At 70.3% G+C, this 16,391-nt stretch carries 15 protein-coding genes; 3 read left to right on the plus strand and 12 right to left on the minus strand.

The window, feature by feature from the left end; genetic code table 11:
- Nucleotides 1-92 precede the first annotated feature (92 nt).
- Together KME78_RS45280 and KME78_RS45285 are read left to right on the plus strand one after the other, a co-directional pair.
- A complete protein-coding gene (locus KME78_RS45280; RefSeq protein ID WP_219536126.1) occupies nucleotides 93-416 on the plus strand; it encodes an STAS domain-containing protein in 324 nt (107 codons plus the stop codon).
- Between the two features lie 5 nt (nucleotides 417-421).
- Nucleotides 422-1,471, plus strand: a complete 1,050-nt coding sequence (locus KME78_RS45285; protein ID WP_219536127.1) for an acyl-CoA desaturase — start codon at nucleotides 422-424, stop codon at nucleotides 1,469-1,471.
- A gap of 97 nt (nucleotides 1,472-1,568) precedes the next feature.
- Here KME78_RS45285 and KME78_RS45290 read toward each other — a convergent pair whose 3' ends face one another.
- From KME78_RS45290 to KME78_RS45305, 4 genes are all read right to left on the minus strand, one after another.
- Nucleotides 1,569-1,958, minus strand: coding sequence for a cupin domain-containing protein (locus tag KME78_RS45290; RefSeq protein ID WP_219536128.1), 390 nt, complete (start codon nucleotides 1,956-1,958; stop codon nucleotides 1,569-1,571).
- The gene (locus KME78_RS45295) at nucleotides 1,955-3,400 is read right to left on the minus strand and encodes an MFS transporter (protein WP_219536129.1); all 1,446 of its coding nucleotides are present in this window, start codon (nucleotides 3,398-3,400) and stop codon (nucleotides 1,955-1,957) included. The genes KME78_RS45290 and KME78_RS45295 overlap by 4 nt, the downstream gene beginning before the upstream one ends.
- Before the next feature lie 112 nt (nucleotides 3,401-3,512).
- Entirely contained in the window at nucleotides 3,513-4,691 is a 1,179-nt protein-coding gene (locus tag KME78_RS45300; protein WP_219536130.1) for a tetratricopeptide repeat protein, read from the minus strand.
- Entirely contained in the window at nucleotides 4,691-5,386 is a 696-nt protein-coding gene (locus KME78_RS45305; protein WP_219536131.1) for a hypothetical protein, read from the minus strand. The genes KME78_RS45300 and KME78_RS45305 overlap by 1 nt, the downstream gene beginning before the upstream one ends.
- Before the next feature lie 85 nt (nucleotides 5,387-5,471).
- Here KME78_RS45305 and KME78_RS45310 point away from each other — a divergent pair, with 85 nt between their 5' ends.
- A complete protein-coding gene (locus KME78_RS45310; protein WP_219536132.1) occupies nucleotides 5,472-6,926 on the plus strand; it encodes a carboxylesterase/lipase family protein in 1,455 nt (484 codons plus the stop codon).
- Here KME78_RS45310 and KME78_RS45315 read toward each other — a convergent pair.
- The 8 genes from KME78_RS45315 to KME78_RS45350 form a co-directional block, all read right to left on the minus strand.
- The gene (locus KME78_RS45315; RefSeq protein WP_219536133.1) at nucleotides 6,891-7,856 is read right to left on the minus strand and encodes an SMP-30/gluconolactonase/LRE family protein; all 966 of its coding nucleotides are present in this window, start codon (nucleotides 7,854-7,856) and stop codon (nucleotides 6,891-6,893) included. The genes KME78_RS45310 and KME78_RS45315 overlap by 36 nt on opposite strands.
- Before the next feature lie 74 nt (nucleotides 7,857-7,930).
- Nucleotides 7,931-9,346: an L-fucose/L-arabinose isomerase family protein gene (locus KME78_RS45320; protein ID WP_219536134.1), complete on the minus strand. Its 1,416-nt coding sequence runs from the start codon at nucleotides 9,344-9,346 to the stop codon at nucleotides 7,931-7,933.
- Between the two features lie 160 nt (nucleotides 9,347-9,506).
- Nucleotides 9,507-11,549, minus strand: a complete 2,043-nt coding sequence (locus tag KME78_RS45325; protein ID WP_219536135.1) for a bifunctional aldolase/short-chain dehydrogenase — start codon at nucleotides 11,547-11,549, stop codon at nucleotides 9,507-9,509.
- Nucleotides 11,549-12,694 (minus strand): L-rhamnose isomerase, encoded by a 1,146-nt coding sequence (gene rhaI / locus KME78_RS45330; RefSeq protein ID WP_219536136.1) that lies wholly within the window; start codon nucleotides 12,692-12,694, stop codon nucleotides 11,549-11,551. The genes KME78_RS45325 and rhaI overlap by 1 nt, the downstream gene beginning before the upstream one ends.
- Before the next feature lie 12 nt (nucleotides 12,695-12,706).
- The gene (locus tag KME78_RS45335) at nucleotides 12,707-13,018 is read right to left on the minus strand and encodes an L-rhamnose mutarotase (RefSeq protein WP_219536137.1); all 312 of its coding nucleotides are present in this window, start codon (nucleotides 13,016-13,018) and stop codon (nucleotides 12,707-12,709) included.
- A 319-nt stretch (nucleotides 13,019-13,337) separates the two neighbouring features.
- On the minus strand, nucleotides 13,338-14,408 hold the full coding sequence (rhaS, locus tag KME78_RS45340; protein ID WP_219536138.1) for a rhamnose ABC transporter substrate-binding protein: 1,071 nt from the start codon (nucleotides 14,406-14,408) through the stop codon (nucleotides 13,338-13,340).
- Entirely contained in the window at nucleotides 14,405-15,361 is a 957-nt protein-coding gene (locus tag KME78_RS45345) for an ABC transporter permease (protein ID WP_219536139.1), read from the minus strand. The genes rhaS and KME78_RS45345 overlap by 4 nt, the downstream gene beginning before the upstream one ends.
- On the minus strand, nucleotides 15,354-16,385 hold the full coding sequence (locus KME78_RS45350; protein ID WP_308127374.1) for an ABC transporter permease: 1,032 nt from the start codon (nucleotides 16,383-16,385) through the stop codon (nucleotides 15,354-15,356). The genes KME78_RS45345 and KME78_RS45350 overlap by 8 nt, the downstream gene beginning before the upstream one ends.
- Between the last annotated feature and the right edge of the window lie 6 nt (nucleotides 16,386-16,391).

A 16,391-nucleotide genomic window follows, 5' to 3' on the forward strand; every position in this document is an offset into this window, starting at 1 on the left:
GCGGTCCTGGCACCGCCCGTACTGGCGGCGGGCCGATCTTCGGCCGGCAGGTATCTCATGACCTTTCAGTTTCTCCCGTGAGGAGGACTTCCATGACCGTCATCGACACCGCCCCGCTCGCCGGGGTGAGCGCCTCGGCGCCGACCCTCGTGCATCTGTCGGGGGACATCGACATCTTCACCACAGCCCGGCTGCGCAAGAGGCTGATCAACACCCTCGACCACAGCACCGACCTGCTCATCTTGGATCTGTCCCAGGTCACCTTCTGCGGGGCAGGCGGCTTGGGCGTGCTGATCGGCGTGCAAGGCCGTGCCCGGACACGGGGCATCACGCTGGCTCTGACCGGCGTTCCTCCGCGCATGGCCCGGCTGCTGCGCATCACCGGCCTGCACCACCGCTTCCCGATCATGGTGTGACCGGCATGCCATGCACCCGCAAGCCCGCCGAGGCGGGCTATGACGGCAATACGCCGTTCCCCCGCCCCTCTGCGCCCGCGCGGGCCGGTATCGTCTCGGTAGCGCTGACCGCGGCGATCGTCATCGCGCCGTTCATCGCGCTGGGCGCCGGCATCTGGCTGGCGTGGGGAGGCGGGATCACCCTCACCGACCTGCTGCTGGCCACCGTCTTCTACGTGGTGACCGGGCTGGGGGTGACGGTGGGCTTCCACCGGCTGCTGACCCACCGCTCCTTCACCGCCCGCCCGTGGCTGCGCGTCGTCCTGGCCGTGGCCGGGTCGATGAGCTTTCAGGGCAACCTCATCGACTGGGTGGCCGTTCATCGCCGCCACCACGCCTTCACCGACCGGCCCGGCGACCCACACTCCCCTTACCGCTACGGCACCGGCCTCAGAGGGCAACTGCGCGGCCTGGCCTACGCCCATCTGGGCTGGCTGTTTTCCAGCGCGCCCACCTCGGCCGCCCGGTATGCCCCCGACCTGCTGCACAACGATCCGGCCATGCTGCGGATCTCGCGCGCCTTCCCCGCCTGGTGCGCCGCCTCCCTGCTTCTGCCGTTCGCGGCGGGCTGGGCGATCAGCGGCAGCCTGTACGGCGCCCTGACGGCGTTCATCTGGGCCGGCCTGGTCCGCATCGCCCTGCTGCAGCACGTGACCTGGAGCGTCAACTCCCTGTGCCACATGATCGGCGAGCGGCCGCACAAAACCCGTCGCCATGACCGCTCCACCGACCTGTGGCCGCTGGCCCTGCTGTCCTTCGGGGAAAGCTGGCACAACGGTCACCACAGCCAGCCCAACTGCGCCCGGCACGGTCGCGGCCCCCGCCAGATCGACCCCTCGGCCGCGCTCATCGGCCTGTTCGAACGCCTGACCTGGGCCACCAACGTGCACTGGCAGCCCGCCGACGTCCTCGGCCACCATCGCGCGGTGGCCGGCAAACGCACGCTGCGAGGCCCACCGGACTCCCGCCCGGCAGGGGGCCAGGGCGCCGCAGTCCGGCGCAGATACTCCCGATGATGCCGTCATCTCGCCTCTGACCAGGGTCGTTCGACCTCGGCCGCCGACATGGAAGACCGCCGTTTGCTCATCTTCCTGGCTGAGCGAGGGGTTTGGCCTAGGCTTCGGTCCGCTTCTCCAGTCGGCTGCCACGTGGCAGGGTGACGACCATGATGTTGCTGGGGATATCCAGCGCGATGCGGTGCCATCGCCCGCGCGGGACGATGGCCGCGGTTCCGGCCACCAGCCTGATCTCTTCCTCCTCTTGTCCCGCCTGCTCCGGACGGAGGTAGAGGCGAATCTTCCCGATGATGCAGGACACGACCTCCTCAGCCTCGGGGTGAACTTCCCAATGGTCGGCGTGGACGTCGGCGTCGGTCTTCGCATGGAAGGCCCTCAGCTGCCAGCCGTCCTGGTCGGAGTCCGTTGTTCTGCTCTCGGCGTGAACCTTGCCGCCTTGGTGAAGGTGGATGGAGGACGCGAAGAGCTCGATCGAGGTAATAGTCACGCCGAAACGACCTTCCTGCGGTGATCTTTCAACTCTTGTGGTGGGCTGGTCCGGCGCAGGACGGTGAGGGCGATGAGGGCGGCGACGGCCAGGAGGGCGGCGCTGAGGGTCAGGCCGAACGCGTATCCGTCGTTGAGGGTCTCGGGCGTGGCGAGCCGGCCGGTGCGGTGGGCGGCCGCGGTGCCGAGGGCGGCGAGTCCGAGTGAGGCGCCGATCTGGCGTGAGCTGTTGAGCAGGCCGGAGGCGGTTCCGGTCTCGTGGGGCGCGACGCCGCCGGTGGCGATGGAGACGACCGGTCCGAGGCAGAGCCCGAAGCCGACGCTGGCGATGATCGAGGGCCCCAGGACGTCGGTGATGAAGGCGCCGTCGGAGCTGATCAGGCCGAACCAGGCGAACCCGGTCGCGGTCAGGAGCCCGCCGATGACCAGCAGGGTCCGTGGAGCGAACCGGTAGCCGAGTTTGACGGCGAGCACGGCACCGGCGACCACACCGAGCGCGAACGGCAGGAACATGGTCCCGGTCAACGCCGGCCCCGTCCCCAGGACTCGTTGGAGGTAGAGGGACATGAAGTAGAAGGCCGCGGCCATGGCCGCACCGACCAGGAGGTTGTAGACGTTCGCGCCGGCTACCGAGCGGTTGGCGAACAGGCCGAGCCGGAGGAGCGGTTCGTGGGTGGTGGTCCGCTCGACGTGGACGAACGCGGCCAGCAGTACGGCGGCGACCGCCAGCGTCGCCAGGGTGATCGGCGAGGTCCACGCGTACTGATCGGTGCGGACGACGCCGAACACCAGCAGGGTCATGCCCGCCGTGGCCAGGACGGCGCCGAGCACGTCCGGACGGCCGCCGCGCGCGGCCGGCGGACCGGCGGCGATGCCGCGCCAGGCCAGGGCCAGCGTGCCCGCCACTATCGGCACGTTCACGAACATCACCCAGCGCCAGCTGACATACTCCGTCAGCACGCCGCCCAGCAGAACGCCGAGGGCGCCTCCCGCCGCGTTCATCGCGCTCCATACGCCGAAGGCCCGGACGCGGGCCTTGCCCGTGGGGAACGTCTCGGTCAGCAGCGCCAGCGCGGCTGGAGCCAGTGCGGCGGCCCCGATGCCCTGGGCGGCTCGGGCGGCGACAAGATGACCGGGGACCTGGGCGAAGCCGCCGACGAGGGAGGCGAGCCCGAACAGGCCGAGCCCGAGCAGCAGGACCCGCTTGCGGCCGTACCGGTCGGCGGCCTTGCCGCCCAGCAGGAGCAGCCCGCCGAAGGTGAGAGCGTAGGCGTGGATCACCCAGGTCAAGCCCACCGCGCTGAAGCCGAGACCGGCGGCGATCTGCGGGAGCCCGACGTTCACGACGGACAGGTCCAGCGACACGGTGAACTGCACGACGGCCACCACGGCGAGGGTCAGCCCCGGCCTGGCAGGTCCGTGGATGTACTGACGGGTTCTCATGACCGCAATCGTCGTCCAGCGACTGCTCAGAGGCGTCGTACAAGTGGAGTGATCTGCCGCTACCACCTCGGGATCAACGACCGACCGGACTACGACGCCGGGAGTAGTTCCCTTAGCCGGGGAGGATGGTGGCTTCGGTGTCGGCAGCCGCTGCCTCGTCGACGCGGCCGAGCCGCCGCAGGCAGGCACTCAGGACGATCAGGGCGTCGCGCAGGTCCTGCTCGGCTCGGCGGACCTCCGTCCGCGAGGACTTCAGCTCCTCGTGTCGCCGCTTGCGCACGTACGCCTCGGAGTAGCGGTGATCGTCGTCGTCCCAGTCGTCCTTCGCCTCCAGCTCCCGGTGCCGCTCCTGATGAGCGCGCGCCCTGTCGCGGTAGAGCTGTACCGCTTGCTCGCCGGCGGACAGCGCCGCCTTCGGCGCCCCTAACGCGAGCAGGCGGACGCCGAGGTTGTGCCAGGCCCCTGCCTGGTACGTGTCACGCTTACGGCGCCGCATCTTCCTCATCGCCTCGACGATGCACGCGCGCGCCTGATCGGTTTGCCCGCTCCGGACGAGCCGTTCGCTGTACAGGTCCAACGTCTGGAGGAACTGAACCGTCGAGTCGGCCTTCAGCCACCAATCCGCCATGACCTCGGCACTCACCTCGGCGGCTTCGGCGACGCGGCCGACCTTGTCCAGACGATCCGCGTAGGCCGTCAGCGCGTGGATGAGCTCGAAGCCGGCCGATGTGGCCCCAGTGTGCCGCAGCCGTCCGCGGATCTCGGTCACCGCCTCGGCCGCGGCCTCCACCGCCTCCTGGTCGCGACCGAGCCTGGCGAGGAGCAGCGTCCGCCAGTAGCGCGCATCCGGGGCCTCTACCTGCGCGGATCGGTTGGTTTCCGACAGCCGCAGGAGCTCCTCGACAACCTCAAGCGCTTCCTCATACCGCCTGCACTCCATGAGGCTGCGGCGTAACGCGGCCAAGGCATGGACGATCTTGTCACCGAACAAGCCCAGTCGGTCGGCGGACAATGTCCGATAAACCGCCAGCTCTTCCCGGCGAGCCAGGCAGGCGAGATCGTCCCATCCCAGCTCGGTCAGCCACTTGGCGAGCTGGTCCAGCGCCTCGGGTAAGGCGGTCGGCGAGGGCCACGTGTCCGGGGATCGCCCACGCAGCTGCCTGACCAGCTCAAGCTCGTCCGCCGCCCACCGCACGGTCTTGTCCGGCCGGACCACACCCCAGTAACGGGCTGGATCCACGGGACGTACGAGCATCGCAGGCTGGACCACTTCAGCGTCCGGCTCGTCCATCACCCGTATATACCACCTGTACATGGGTCGGCAGGGTGGCAGCGCGTGGGGGCGTGGCGGACCAGCCAGGCGGACAATGTGGCGAGCTTGTCCTCCTCATCGTCCCAGGAGTCCCAGGGGAGCCGGTCCCCCAGCAGGTCGGGCTCCCAGCGGGCCACCGATTCAGCCAGGCGCTGGTCGGCGACGGGATGGGCCAGCGTCTCCCAAGCGGCCAGCCACGGGTCGAGCGTGGCGGACGCCTCGGCGCACATCGCGAGCACCTCGTACGCGGGCACAGCGGCGTCGGCTGCGGTGAGGCTGTACGTCCACCATGCGTGCAGGAAGGCCCAGACCGCCGCCACCTGCTCCGCGGGCCATTGCCGCCACTGACCGCGGGCGAAGGAGCGACCGACCTCCTCCATGCCGCACCAAGGTTCCACATAACCGTCAACGAGGTCGGAGGCCAGCTGGGGCAGGATACGGCGCAGCACCGCCCCGTGGTCCTCCCAGTCGGTGGCCCGCCAGGTGCGGTCCAGGAGGTCGAGGCTCAGCCACACATCCGGCACCTTCAGCAGGGCGAGGTCTTCGGCGCTGCCCCAGTGGCACTCGCAGTTGTGCTCGTCGGGACGAGCGGTCATACCGCGGAAGGTGGTGGCCAGCTCCTTCAGCGCCGCGTCGAGGCGAAGACCGGCGGGTGTCTGGTCGAAGTGCTTCATAGATGCACGCCTTTGAGGGCTCCGGCGGCTCGCGCCAGCCGAAGATCACTACTTTACCGGGGATCCTCCTGCTATGAAGGTCGGCGTGACCAATGTTGCGACTCGTGCCGGTGCCGTCCGTGGCGTCGATCTCGGAGATGTGCTCATCTGGCAGGGGATCCCCTATGCCGCTCCCCCGGTAGGTGAGCTCCGGTTGCGGCCGCCGCAGCCTCCGGTGCCCTGGCAGGGCGTACGGGATGCCATCGAGCCGGGGAACGCGGCCATGCAGTCCGTCCTGCCGGGCCTGCCGGCGCCGGTCATGGACGAGGACTGCCTGTACGCGAACGTGGCGGCGCCTCCCCCCGACGGGCGGCTGCGGCCGGTGCTGGTCTGGGTGCATGGGGGTGGTTATCTCACCGGCAGCGGTGTGGACATGTACGGCGACGGCGGAGATTTCGTGCGTAGCCATGATCTTGTCGTGGTGAGCTTCAACTACCGCCTGGGCAGCCTGGGGTTCCTCGACATCGGTGACTCCTCCGGGGTGTCGGGGCTGCTCGATCAGGTTCAGGCGTTGCGGTGGGTACGGGAGAACATCGCCGCGTTCGGCGGGGATCCCGAGCGGGTGACCTTGTACGGGCTGTCGGCCGGCGCCAAGAGCGTGGCCAATCTGCTGGCCACCCCGCTCACCCGTGGCCTGATCCACCGGGCCGCGTCCAGCAGCGGCGGCGGTGATCATGTGGCCACCGAGGCGCAGGCCAAGGCCGTGGCCGGGCGGTTCCTGCGGGAGCTCGGCGTGGGTGCCGACCGGGTGCGCGAGGTGCCCGCCGCCGAGATGGTCGCGGCGCAGGACGCCATCGCCACCGGGGTACGGGCGCTCTGGGTCTGGCGGCCGGTCATCGACGGGACCGTGCTGTCCGGGCGGCCCATCGACGCCATCGCCGCGGGTGCCGCCGCCGGTATCCCGCTGCTCGCGCAGACCTGCGGCAACGAGGGCGGCACCTTCCAGATGATGGACGGCGCCACGGCCGCGCAGGCGCCGCGGGTGCTGGCCGAGCTGTTCGGGGCGGAGGAGGCGGACAGGATGCTGGCCGCGTACCGCGAGAGCCGGCCGGAGCTCGACGACACGGCGCTCGGCCTGGCCGTCCTCGGTGACGAGCGGTACGGCATCCCCACCACCCGGCTGGCCGAGGCGCAGGCGCGGCATGCCCCGGTGTGGCGGTCCCGCTACGACGGGCCCTTCGCCGGGGTGCCCGCCACGACGCACCTGGGCAGGCTGCTGCGCGGCGGGCACGGCGCGGACGGGCCGATGATCTGGCGGTCGGCCCCGCTCACCGACGCCGCCGACCGGGCGTTGTCGGCGGAACTGCACGACACCTGGGGGCGCTTCGCCCGGGGCGACACGCCCGGCTGGGCGCCCTACGACACCGGCGCCCGCCAGACGATGATCTTCGACTCCGGCCGGAGCCGGGTCGAGCCCGATCCGCGCCCGATCGAACGCCGCGCCTGGGACGGCCGCACCTGGCCGTCAGGAACTTGGTGGCACCTCGACGGCCTCACTTGAACCCGAAAAGCGCGGTGCCGGGATCGCGTTCACCGAGTACGGCGTGTCGGGGGTCGGGGTCGTGGTGAAGCGGGCGTTGGGCAGGTAGAGGCGGTTGCCGAAGGACGCCACGGTGGTGGGGACGTCGAAGCGCGGGTCCGTCAGCCGGTTCACGACCTGCCCGGAGGTTCCGGCGGCGTTGAGCCGGATGACGGTGACGGTGTTGAGCCGGTTCTGCACCGCGTACAGCGTCCGGCCGTCCAGCAGCAGGCCGTCGCCGTTGACCAGGGATTCGCCGCCCAGGTTCACCTCCGTGGTGACGCCGGTGGCGGGGTCGGCCCTGAACAGCTTGCCGACGTTGGACTGGACGATGAGCAGGCCCTTGCGGTCGGGGGTCGGGGCGATGCCGTTGGCGTTGTTGCCGGTCGTGTACTGGATGGCGCCGGTGAGCGGGACCGAGACGGCCTGGCCGGGCAGCGCGCCGTGGCGGCCGAGTGCCAGCTTGTACAGGACGGGGTTGGTGGAGTCGGTGAACCAGGCCGCGTCCCGCGTGACCACGACGTCGTTGACGAACGACGCCCCGGTGGCCAGCGTGTACGACTTGAGCACCGCGCCGGTGCGGGCGTCGATCACCCGGGCGGTCCCGGCGGTGCCACCGGCCACGAACAGGCGGTTACGCGAGTCGAGCTTGAGGCCGACCGAGGGGGTGCCGGGGCCCTTGCTGACGACGGCGCCTTGTCCGGTGCGCAGGTCGGCGCGGTAGATGTCGCCGTTCGCCAGGGAGCCTAGGTAGGCCACGGGCCGGCTGCCGATCGCTATCCCCTCCGGCCGGAAGCCGTTGGGGAGCGCGATCGTCTCCGGCGAAGGCGAAGGCGAAGTGGCGGCCTGCGCGGGCGTGCCGGCCAAAGCGAGGAGGGCGCAGAGTGCGGTCGTGAGGATCGCTGATCTCATGCGCCCCACGATGCCCCCGCCCCCGAGCCGCGCAAAGGCCCAAAGGGCGGGTTCACAGCCACCTCTGAGAAATGTCAGACCTCGATCAGCTCCACCCCCATGAGGTCCGCCACGGCACGCAGTTCGGCGGCCCGGTGCCCGATGCCGAGGGACCAGTGGTGGGAGATGCCGGTGGCGCTCCAGTCGTCCGTCCACTCCCCGGGGTCGCGGCCGAAGTCGACACGGGACGTGGTGTTGCCGATCTTGAGGTGCGGGCCGTCCACGGTCTCCCCCTCCGACACGACGAAGCCGAACCGGCCGTCCCGCCGCTGGAGCAGCCCGAACGCCGTCACCGGCCCGTGCGCGACGTCGAACTCGACCGACACGCCCCACCCGCGCTTGCCGTGGAAGACGCCCAGACCGCGCAGCAGCGGCTTGCGCGAGCTGATCGCCAGGTGGGCCGGACCGTCGTGACCCATCTCGACATGACCGCGCAGGAAGTCGAGCGCCTGCAGCTCGGTGAACGAGCCGCCGCCGCCCAGCCGATCCATGATCAGCATGGCCAGCGAGGTCCGCAGCTCGTACTCCCCCGCCGCCGGGACGCCCCGGGCGGTGAGCAGCGACGAGCCGAGGATCATGCCCGCGCCGAGCCGTTCGTGGATCTCGCCGTCGAGCCCGCGGTGGTAGTAGGCCAGGCTGTCGAGCTCGAAGTCGGCCACCAGCTGGTCCAGCCCGGCCGACACGCGCGCCGCCCACTCGAAGTCCTCGGGCACGACCGTGTCGGCCAGCTCGAACACCTCCCGAGCGAGCTCCATCCGCTCCTTGACCTGGGTGTCGGTGACCTTCTCGACCCGTACGCGCAGGTCGTCGAACTCCAGCACCTCCACGTGCCCGCCCAGGTTCACCGGCACCAGCGTGAGGTCGGTGGCGACGTCGAGCATGCCCGGGTACAGGTGGCCCATGAGCCCGTGCCGCCCGTTACGCAGCGTGGCCCGCACGCCCGCCGCCTTCACCCACCGCTCGATCCGCGCCCAGGCCCGCTCGTCCTCCAAATAGCCGGACACGGAACGGAACGGGATCCCGGCCCTGGTGAACGTGTTGGCCATCTCCGGCAGCGGGCACGCGCCGCAGTAGGCCAGCCACTGCCCGGTGTCGAACGTCTCGTGGTCCATCGACTCCGACGGCTGCAGGTTGATCAGCAGCACCGGCGCGCCGCTGCGCTGCGCGATCGGGAGCAGCATGGTGGCGGTCATGTAGGTGGTGAGGAAGCCGACGATCAGGTCGCAGCCCGCCTCCCGCAGCCGTTCCGCGGCGGCCGCGCCCTGCTGGGCGTCGGAGATGAAGCCGACGTCGACCACTTCGCAGCCGAGTGTGCCCATGCGTTCGGAGACTCGCGCCGACGAACGCTCCAGCTGCGGCAGCAGGTCGGGGAACTGCGGCCAGTACGCGCCGAGCCCGCCCGCGACGAGCCCGACCCGGGTGGGACGGGCGGGGATTCGTTCGAGCGTCATGTCTTGATCTCCTCTTCAGGTCGCGGGTGAGGTGTCCCGCCGTTGCCCGCTGAGGCCCTCGGGGAGAACGCGCCCCAAGAGGGGGCGCGCGGATCTCGGGCTTCGGAGAACGCGCCTCCGAGGGGGCGCGCGGGTCTCAGGCTTCGGGGGACGGAGGGGGTTAACGGAGGAAGGCGGCGGCCACTCCGGCGTCGACCGGGATGTGCAGCCCGGTGGTCAGCGACAGGTCGCCGCCGGTGAGCGCGAACACGGCCGCGGCCACGTGCTCCGGCAGCACCTCCTGCTTGAGCAGCGTGCGCTGGGCGTAGAACTCGCCCAGGCGCTCCTCCTCGACCCCGTAGACGGCCGCCCGGTTGGCGCCCCAGCCGGAGGCGAAGATCCCGGAGCCGCGTACGACGCCGTCGGGGTTGACGCCGTTGACCCGGATGCCGTGCGGGCCCAGTTCGGCCGCGAGGAGCCGCACCTGGTGGGCCTGGTCGGCCTTGGCCGCGCCGTAGGCGACGTTGTTCGGCCCGGCGAACACGGCGTTCTTGGAGGAGATGTAGACGAGGTCGCCGCCCATGCCCTGGCTCAGCAGGACCCGCGCGGCCTCCCTGGAGACCAGGAAGGAGCCGCGGGCCATCACGTCGTGCTGCAGGTTCCAGTCGTCGAGCGTGGTCTCCAGCAGCGAGCGCGACAGGGACAGGCCCGCGTTGTTGACGACCAGGTCGACGCCGCCGAAGGCGAGGACCGCCTGCCGTACCGCGTCGGTGATCTGCTCCTCGGACGTCACGTCCACGCGTACGGCGATCGCGACGTCCTGCGGCCGGTACGCGGATCCGCCGAGCTCGGCGGCGACCTTGTCGGCGGCGGCGAGGTCGCGGTCGGCGACCACCACGCAGGCGCCCTCGGCGGCCAGGCGCCTGGCGGTGGCGGCGCCGATGCCGGAGCCGCCTCCGGTGACCAGCGCGACGCGCCCGGCCAGCGGCTTGGGCGCGGGCAGGCGGCGCAGCTTGGCCTCCTCCAGCTCCCAGTACTCGATGCGGAACTTCTCCGACTCCTCGATCGGCCGGTAGCTGGACAGCGCCTCGGCGCCGCGCATCACGTTGATCGCGTTGACGTAGAACTCACCGGCGACCCGGGCGGTCTGCTTGTCCTTGCCGAAGCTGAACATGCCGACCCCGGGCACCAGCACGATCGCCGGGTCGGCGCCGCGCATCGCGGGCGAGTCGGGGGCCGCGTGGCGCTGGTAGTAGGCGGCGTAGTCGGCGCGGTACTGGGTGTGCAGCTCGCCGAGCCGGGTCAGGACGTCCGCGAGCGGCGCGTCCGGCGGCAGGTCCAGGACGAGGGGGGCGACCTTGGTGCGCAGGAAGTGGTCGGGGCAGGAGGTGCCGAGCGCGGCCAGTCTGGGGTGCTCGGCGCGGGCCAGGAAGTCGAGCACCTCGGGCGAGTCGGTGTAGTGGCCGACCTGGCGGGCGTCGGTGCTCGCCAGGCCGCGGATCGCGGGGAAGAGCTCGGCCGCGCGGCGGTGCCTGGTCTCCTCGGGCAGGGGTTCGTGGACGACCGGGCCGAACGGGTCGGGACGGCCGTGGTCGGCGATGTACTGTTCGGCGGTACGGATGATCTCCAGGGAGTTCGCCTGGCACTCGGCGCTCGTCTCGCCCCAGGCGGTGATGCCGTGGCCGCCGAGGATGCAGCCGATGGCCTGCGGGTTCGCCGCCTTGATCGCGGAGATGTCGAGGCCGAGCTGGAAGCCGGGGCGCCGCCACGGCACCCAGACGACCCGGTCGCCGAAGATCCGCGCGGTCAGCTCGGGGCCGTCGGCGGCGGTGGCGATCGCGATGCCGGAGTCGGGGTGCAGATGGTCGACGTGGGCGGACTCGACCAGGGCGTGCATGGCGGTGTCGATCGACGGTGCGGCGCCGCCCTTGCCGTGCAGGCAGAAGTCGAAGGCCGCCACCATCTCGTCCTCGCGCTCCTCGCCCGGGTAGACGCCGGTCAGCGCCCTGAACCGGTCCAGGCGCAGGACGGCCAGGCCGCCGGCGGTGAGCGTGCCCAGGTCGCCGCCGGAGCCCTTCACCCAGAGCAGCTCGACGTCCTGACCCGTCACCGGGTCGTTCTCGGTGCCCTTGGCGGAGGCGTTGCCGCCCGCGAAGTTGGTGTTGCGCGGATCGGAGCCGAGCGTGTGCGCTCTTTCGAGCAGTTCGTTCTTGGCGTTCGACATCAGGCCCCCCAGCCTGCCTGGTTGCCGCCGACGCGGTCGGCGGCGATCTTCTCGAAGTATCCGGACTTGGCGTAGGCCGCCATCGGGTCGGGCGCGAGCCCCATCTCCTCCCGCAGCTCACCGAGCAGCGGGCGGACATCGGTGTTGTACGCGTCCATCAGCACGGCGTTGGCGCCCAGCACGTCGCCCTCCCGCTGGGCGACGGCCAGCGCGTCGCGGTCGACGAGCAGCGCCTTGGCGGTGGCCTCCTGCACGTTCATCACCGAGCGGATCTGACCGGGGATCTTGGGCTCGATGTTGTGGCACTGGTCGAGCATGAAGGCCGTCTCGTTGGTGTACCCACCGCCGCCGATGACCTCGAACATGATGCGGAACAGCTGGAACGGGTCGGCCGCGCCCACCATCAGGTCGTCGTCGGCGTAGAAGCGCGAGTTGAAGTCGAACCCGCCGAGCTTCCCCTCCCGCAGCAGGAACGCGACGATGAACTCGATGTTGGTGCCGGGCGCGTGGTGCCCGGTGTCGACCACGACCTGCGCCTTCGGGCCGAGCTTGAGGCAGTGCGCGTAAGCGGTGCCCCAGTCGGGCAGGTCGGTCATGTAGAAGGCGGGCTCGAACAGCTTGTACTCCAGCAGGAACCGCTGCTCCTCACCCAGCCGCTCGTACACCGCGGCGAGTGCTTCGGCGAGCCGGTCCTGCCGGGCCCTGATGTCGTCCTGGCCCGGGTAGTTGGTGCCGTCGGAGAACCACAGCTTCAGCGTGTCCGACCCGGTGGCGTCCATGATGTCGACACAGTCGAGCAGGTGCCGCAGCGCCTTGCGCCGCACCTCGGGATCGGGGTGGGTGACGCTGCCGAGCATGTAGTCGTTGTCCTGGAACACGTTGGAGTTGATCGCCCCGATGGTCACCCCCTGCTCGGTCGCGTGCCGGGCGAGGTCGGCGTAGTCGTCGACCTTGTCCCACGGGATGTGCAGCGCCACGGTCGGCGCGACACCGGTGTAGCGGTGCACCTGCGCCGCGTCGGCCAGCTTCTCGTACGGGTCGCGCGGCACGCCCTGCTGGGCGAACACCTTGAACCGCGTGCCGGAATTGCCGTACGCCCAGGAGGGCGTCTCTATGCGCTGCTGCCGCAGCTGATCCTTGATCATTTTTCCCCGATTTCAATCCAGATGGAAAACTTCGGCCAGCGTGAACAGCGCCTCGTCGGGCCGTCCGGCCTCGAAGAAGGGAGCCATCTCCGCCTGCCAGCGGCTGTTGACATCGGTCTCGGCCATCGCCTGCTGCGCCGCCGCGAAGTCATCGGTCTCCAGATAACCCACCAGCAGCCCGTCATCGCTCAGGAACAGCGAGTAGTTACGCCACCCGGTCTTCGTCAGCGCATCGAGCATCTCGGGCCAGACGGCCCGGTGCCGCTCCTTGTACTCCTCGAGCCGCTCGGGCCGCACCCTCAACAGAAAACAAACCCGCTCCACACCAACCTCCTCTCAACTGACCCACCACCGCTCTCCAGACGCCTGTCCTGCGCCCCTCCGGGCACCTCTTCGGACACCTCTCCGGGCGCTTCACCAGGCACCTCTCCGGGCGCTTCTCGAGGCGCCGCGTCGGCGGGACGATGTGCGGCCGGGCCCGGCGCCCCTGACGGCGCCGGGCCTGATTCACGGAACCCGGCCAAGACTGCGCACGTCACGGAGCCCGACCACCTCCACCGGAGGAGCGTGCCCCTGGACAGACCCCAGCCCCGTAAGGCGGTTGGGGCCCACTTGGCCGTGCCGTAAAGAAACAAGAGCTTGTTTAGTAATCGAATCCATCTATGTTCGACGCGTCGAAGGTGAACGGCGGACCGAGGATCACCTCGCCCTGCTTGCCGATCGTGCGCTCGCCCAGCTTGCCCGCCTTGAACGTCTCCCCCTCGGCCCCCGTGATCTGCCCCGACACCAGCGCCGCGGCGGCGTAGGAGGCCAGGTAGCCGAGGTCCTTCGGGTTCCACAGCGCGAACTTCGTCACCGTCTTGTCCTTGACGAACTGCCGCATCTGGTTCGGCGTACCGAGCCCGGTGAGCACGACCTTGCCCTTGTACTTGGAGCCGGAGATGTACCGCGCCGCCGCCGAGATGCCGACCGTGGTCGGGGAGATGATCCCCTTCAGGTTGGGATAGGCCTGCATCAGGCCCTGCGTCTGGGTGAACGACTTCTGGTCGTCGTCGTCGCCGTACGCCACCTTGACGAGCTTCATGTCCTTGTACTCGGGCTTGGCCAGCTCGTCCTTCATGAACTTGATCCAGGTGTTCTGGTTCGTGGCGTTCGCGGTGGCCGACAGGATGGCGATGTCGCCCTTGTTGCCGATCATCCCGGCCAGCAGCTTGACCTGGCTGCGGCCGACCTCCTCCGAGCTGGCCTGGTTGATGAACAGGTCGCGGCACTCCGGAGCGGCGTCCGAGTCGTACGCGACGATCTTGATGCCCTTGGCGCGGGCCTGCTGGAGCGGCCCGCAGACGGCGTTGGCGTCGTTGGCGGCGATGAGGATCGCGTCATGGCCCTGCTGGGTGAGCGTGTTGATGTAGGAGATCTGCGACGAGGCCGACGCGTCGGACGGGCCGACCTCCTTGGCCTCGCCCTGGTACTCCTTGGCCGCTTCGATGCCCGCGTTGTCGACGATCGTCTCGTAGGGGTTGTTGATCGCCTTGGGGAGGAAGGCGAGCTTCAGTCCCTGCTTGATCGGGGCGTTCGGGTCGGCCTTGGCGGCCGACGAGGAGGCGGGCGCCGGCGCGGGCGCCGAGGTCACGCTGGACTTGGTCGTGCCGCCGCAAGCCGCCACGCCAAGAGCGAGGAGCGCGGTCACAGCGGTCAGGCGCATCGGGGTCATGGGGATCCTTTCAGAGCTGGCCTGACGAGCGAGACGAGACGGGGGGTGAGCACCGAGACGATGAGGAGCAGCCCCGTGACGATGGACTGGATCTCGGTCGAGACGTCGCCGAGCATGAGCAGATTGCGCAGCAACCCGATGAGCAGCACACCGGCGATGACGCCGCCGAGCGTGCCCTTGCCGCCGTCGAAGTCGACACCGCCGAGGAGCACGGCGGCGATGACGGCGAGTTCGATGCCCACGCCGTTGTCGGCCCGGGCGGAGCCGTACCTGAGCGTGAAGAGGACGCCGGCGAAACCGGCGACGGTACCGGAGATCACGAAGAGCAGCAGTTTGACGCGCTTGACGCGGATCCCGGCGAAGAACGCGGCCTGCTCCTGCGCGCCGATCGCGTACAGCGCCCGGCCGAAGCCGGTGGCGTGCAGGACCACGCCCACGATGGCGGCCAGCAGGACGAACAGCGCTATCGGGTACGGGATGGGCGTCCCCGGCACGTCGTTCAGGGCGAGCGCGGTGTAGTCCGGCGGGAACTGGGCGATCGCCCGGTCCCCGAGCACGACATAGGCGAGGCCGCGGTAGAGGGCGAGCGTGCCGATCGTGACGGCCAGCGAGGGCAGCCCGAGCCGGGTCACCAGCAACCCGTTGACCAGCCCGCACACGGCCCCGGTCAGCACGGCGATCGGGATGATCGTCTCGATCGCCATGCCGCCGTCCCAGAGCGAGCCGACCAGCGCGCTCGACAGCCCGAGCACGGAGGCGACCGACAGGTCCACCTCGGCGGCCACGACCAGCATGGTCATGGCCAGCGCGATGAGCGCGATCTCGCCCAGGTCGCCGAGCGCGAACGACAGGTTGTCGACGGTCGCGAAGCTCGGCGAGGTGAGCGAGCCCGCGGCGAACACGGCGATCAGCAGCGCGCCGACCAGCACGTCCCAGCGCAAGACCTTAGCCATGGCGGCTCCTGTTCCTGAGCAGACGGGCGAGTCTGAGGGCGAGCACCCGGTCGACGCTGATGGCCAGCAGGAGCAGCGCCCCGGTGATGGCCTGCTGCCAGAACGGGTTGACCCGGAGCACGACCAGCGCGCTGCCGATCGTGGTGAGCAGCAGCGCGCCGAGCGCCGCGCCGTACACGCTGCCGACGCCGCCGGTGATCGCGACGCCGCCGACCACGACCGCGCTGACCACGAGCAGCTCCCAGCCGTGCGCGGAGTCGGCGATGACCGTCCCGAACCTGGCCAGCCAGAGCACCCCCGCCAGTCCCGCGAGGCAGCCGCTGACCAGGTAGGCGACCAGGATCCGCCGCCTGACGGGCACGCCCGCCAGCCGGGCGGCCTCCGGGCTGGAGCCGATGGCGTAGAACTCCCGGCCGCTCGGGTACGACCGCAGGTAGTAGCCGATCGCCACCATGATCACCAGGGTGATGAGCGGCAGGTACGGCACGCCGAGCACGGCGCCGTTGCCCAGCGACAGCAGTCCCGGCGGCAGGTTGACCGCGTTGATCTGCCGGCCGTGGGCGATGTAGTGGTCGACGCCCTGGATCACGTACAGGGTGCCGAGCGTCACCACCAGGGCGGGCACCCGGCAGAAGCTGACCAGCAGCCCGTTGAGCAGCCCGCAGGCCGCGCCGATCGCCACGCCGAGCAGCATGCCCGGCACGATGCCCCAGCCGCTCGCCAGCAGGTCGCCGGTCACGAAGGCGACCAGGCCGACCACGGAGCCGACGGACAGGTCGAGGTTGCGGGTGATCACCACCAGGGACTGGCCGACGGCCAGCAGCGCGAGGATGGCGGTGTTGAGCAGGATGTCCTCGATGCCCTGCCCGGACAGGAAGTTGCCGTTGACACTGGCCGTGACCCCGACGAGCGCGACCAGCGCGATGACCAGGCTCAGCTCGCGGGCGCGGAACACCAGGTCGACGAGCCCGCGGGCACTGCGCGCGGACGTCGCCTGCTCGGGCGGGGCAGTGGCGGTCGTCACAAGGAT

The sequence above is a fragment of the Nonomuraea guangzhouensis genome, assembly GCF_019396345.1.
Lineage (GTDB): Bacteria > Actinomycetota > Actinomycetes > Streptosporangiales > Streptosporangiaceae > Nonomuraea > Nonomuraea guangzhouensis.